The sequence below is a fragment of the Rhizobium sp. RU35A genome (assembly GCF_900156005.1).
Taxonomy (GTDB): domain Bacteria; phylum Pseudomonadota; class Alphaproteobacteria; order Rhizobiales; family Rhizobiaceae; genus Neorhizobium; species Neorhizobium straminoryzae.
Genome location: NZ_FTMR01000040.1, coordinates 1 through 3,591, shown reverse-complemented (window position 1 = coordinate 3,591; position 3,591 = coordinate 1). Strand labels below are relative to the sequence as shown.

Here is a 3,591-nt window from a genome sequence, read left to right as displayed (position 1 = left end):
TTCATGGGACGACGAATGTTGCCGATGAAGGTGGTCGCGGCGGCAGTCAACGGTACGAGACCGACGATCCTTCGAATCGAAGCCAGGCTTCAGCCGAGAAGGCTCGCACACTTGACGGGACGAGGCGCGCGGGTTCTACTGGCCATCCCCGTCCTCTTTCTTGCCGTGCTGATTGCACTGCCGATACCGTTTGGGAACACTCTTCCCGCAATCTCGATTGTGCTCATCGCCATCTCGCTGGCTGAACAGGACGGGCTTCTGATCCTGCTGGCGATGGTGGTCCTGGTGGCTGCCTGTTTTGCCTGCTACTATCTAGCAATCACGGCTGGATCACTCGTGCTTACGGCTCTTTTTTAGTCTGCTCACGGTCTGCCCTGAAGCGCATGAATTTTGCTTTGCATAGACTACGTGCAGCGCTACGGTGACGCTTGCAAAGGCCTTGTCGCAATTTTCTAGATTTATACCAACCGTCATTGATCAGAACCCTTGCGCCCATTTGCGTCGGCCGATCGACATGATCTTCCATGGTCGATCCTGCAGGGTTCTCCAAGCGTAGCAGCAGTGGTCGACGATATCCTCGTAGGACTTGAAGACGCGGTTTGAGAGCCAGTTCTCGCGCATGAACTGCCAGATGTTTTCGACCGGGTTCAACTCGGGCGATTTGGGCGGCAGTGGCAGGATGGTGATGTTTTTTGGAACGACAAGATTGTTGGACATATGCCAACCCGCCTGGTCCATGATGAGAACGGCGTGGGCATTGTACGCGACGTGGCGGGAGATCTCGATCAGGTGCTGGTTCATGGCATGGGTGTCGCACCACGGCATGACGAGAGCGGCAGCCTTGCCCTGTTTGGGGCAGATGGCACCGAAGATATAGGCCGATCTGGTTCGCTGGTCGTGGGGCGCGGATGGCCTTGTTCCCCGCTTGGCCCAGCGGCGCGTGATCTTGTTCTTCTGGCCTATCCGAGCTTCATCCTGGAACCAGATTTCGATCACTTTGCCCTTGGCGGGGCCGGCGGCGATTTCTGCCACAGCGGCGGGGAAGTTTTTTTTAATGCCTCTACCGCCTCCGGATCCTGCGCATGATGTCTTGGACGAGCCGAGAGCTTGCGATACCCCATGGCACGCACTTCACGACCCAGGGTCTCCTCGCTCACCGAGATGCGGAACTCTTCCCAAATCCATTGAGCCAGATCACACAGACGCCACCGAACGACGCCATCCAGATACGGCGTCGGTCCGCGCTCGATGGCTTGCGCCAAGGCTGCTCGCTGTTCGTCGTTCAGGAGAGAAGATTTTCCAGGAGCCTTGCCGTTGATCAGTCCGTCGGGACCGCGAGCATTGAAGCGCACCACCCAGTCGCGCACGATCTGAACCGTCACACTGCCAAGCCGGGCGGCATCGGCGCGTGAGCCGCCATCATAGATCGATGCAAGTGAAAGAAGCCGCCGCGCCTGATCGGCATCGCGTGTCTGCCGAGCCAAAAGCCGCAACCTCGCTCCGTCGAAGTCCGACCGTAATGAAAGCGCTGAACCCATCGCAAACCTCCTGTTTGCCACAGAGATTCAGATTCGTCCGCTTTTGGGAATCCCAAGAGTCAGCCTCAGCGACGAGTGGTATTATCCATCACAACGACATCGCCAACTGTCAGCGTTGGAAGCAGAACCTGTTCGACATATGCGCGGAAGGCCCTGCCGTTCATGGCACCATCGAGCACCATGGGCGCGGTCATGCCCGAGAGCTTGAGCGCACCGGTGAAAGTCGTCGTCTTCCAGTGCCCATGTGGGATCGCGGCTCGACAACGCTCGCCGCAAGGGGACCTGCCGCGCAGCCTGGACATCTTCGGAGACAGGCCAGTTTCATCGATGAACACGAGCCTTGCCGGATCCAGATCAAGCTGACCATCGAACCAGTCGCGACGACGTTTCAGCGTAAGCGTCCGGTCAGGCCATTTCTGACGGAACTGGCATGTTCCACGGCAGGAGTTCGTCGATCCGATTGATGGGATGATCGGCGATGCGGGTGAGGACCTCCCGCAGGTAGGCTTCCGGATTGAGGCCGTTTAGCTTTGCGGTCTCGATCAAGGACAGGATTGCAGCGGCGCGTTCGCCGCCCTTGTCTGATCCCGCAAACAGCCAGTTCTTGCGGCCGAACGCAATCGGCCGGATGGCCCGTTCAGCCGCATTGTTGTCGATCTCGATGGTGCCGTCTTCAAGGAAGCGACAAAGCGATTTCCAGCGGGACAGCGCATATCGGATCGCTTCAGCCGTCCCGGATTTTTGCGGCAGGCGTTTGAGGTTGTCGTCCAGCCAGGACCGCAGGGCTTCGACCTTGGGAGTGCTGCTGTGTTGCCGCGTTGCTTTGCGCATGTCTGGCGGCTCGCCACGAATGGCCTTTTCGATGTCGTAGAGTTCGCCAATCCGCCTCAGGGCCTCCTCTGCAATCGGCGCTTTGCCCGACGTCGTCAGATCGAAGAACTTGCGTCTTGCATGCGCCCAGCAGGCGGCTTCCAGGATGGTCGGTGGGCCGCCTGGCTTGTGTGGTTCGTAGAGGTCACGGAAGCCTGCATAGCCGTCGGCATGCAGCACGCCGGAGAAGGTGGCAAGATGCTGCCTGGGATGCAGTCCCTTGCGGTCCGGACTGAAGAAATAGCAGACTGCAGGTGGGATCGTGTGACCCCAGGGACGACCGTCGCGAACATAGGTCCACAACCGGCCGCTCCTGGTCTTGCCCTTGCCCGGCTCCAGTACCGGGACGGGCGTGTCGTCACCATGAAGTCGATGGCCAGCGAACACATGGTCCCGAAGCTTCACCAGCAGCGGCTCCAGCAATGTGCTGGCCTTGCCGATCCAGTCCGCCATGGTCGAGCGAGACAGATCGACGCCTTCCCGCGCGTAAATCTCGGACTGGCGATAAAGAGGTAGATGATCGCAATATTTGGCGATCAGCACATGGGCGACGAGGCCCGGTCCCGGCTTGCCGCGTTCGATGGGCAGCGACGGCATCTCGGCCTTGACCTGCGTATCGCAGCCCTTGCAGGTGAAGCGAGGCTGGACATGGCGCACGACACGGAACGAGGCCGGGACATAGTCGAGGACCTCGCTGACGCTCTCGCCAGCGCGGATGAAGTCTGAGCCGCCACAGACCGGGCATGAGCAAGTTGCCTGATGTGTCACGTCGTGGCGCGGCAGGTGATCGGGCAATGGCTGGCGGCTTGGTTTAGCTTTTGCTGCACCGGCAATCGATGGTGATGCCGGGATCATGTCTTCCGCTTCGGCCGCCTCGATATCTTCCAGCGCCAGTTCGAGCTGCTCGATGGCGCGGTCCATCTTCTCGGACGACGAGCCGAACCGCGCCCGTTTGAGAACCGCAAGCTGTGCCTTCAACTTGTCGATTAGCGTGTCGCGGGATTGAAGCTTTCGAGCCTGTTCAGCCAGTTGATCCGCCTGCGCGACGATAATGGCACGCAACGCATCGATGTCGTGAGGCAGGATCGAATGGCTCGCTTCCATGCCAAACTTTATAGCCGATTTGCTCTCAGATTGCCACTTATCTGTCTGTAAAGATTGGCATCTGCTTTACGCAACCCGT

3 protein-coding genes and 1 pseudogene are annotated in these 3,591 nt (G+C 59.3%); 1 reads left to right on the top strand and 3 read right to left on the bottom strand.

Features of this window, described 5'->3' with window-relative positions:
* The coding region (locus F3H95_RS26915; protein WP_149748235.1) for an exopolysaccharide biosynthesis protein at window positions 1-357 on the top strand (357 nt) is incomplete at its 5' end.
* A gap of 120 nt (window positions 358-477) precedes the next feature.
* Here the strand turns inward: F3H95_RS26915 and F3H95_RS26910 are convergent.
* The 3 genes and pseudogenes from F3H95_RS26910 to F3H95_RS26900 all read right to left on the bottom strand — a co-directional run bounded on the left by F3H95_RS26910 (window position 478) and on the right by F3H95_RS26900 (window position 3,512).
* A protein-coding gene (locus F3H95_RS26910) for an IS630 family transposase (protein ID WP_149748234.1) occupies window positions 478-1,538 on the bottom strand; the annotation gives its coding sequence in 2 pieces (ribosomal slippage) (window positions 478-1,058 and window positions 1,058-1,538; 1,062 coding nt in all).
* An 80-nt stretch (window positions 1,539-1,618) separates the two neighbouring features.
* A pseudogene (locus tag F3H95_RS26905) lies at window positions 1,619-1,930 on the bottom strand (transposase); the annotation flags it as partial.
* A gap of 13 nt (window positions 1,931-1,943) precedes the next feature.
* The gene (locus F3H95_RS26900; protein ID WP_149748233.1) at window positions 1,944-3,512 is read right to left on the bottom strand and encodes an IS66 family transposase; all 1,569 of its coding nucleotides are present in this window, start codon (window positions 3,510-3,512) and stop codon (window positions 1,944-1,946) included.
* Window positions 3,513-3,591 lie beyond the last annotated feature (79 nt).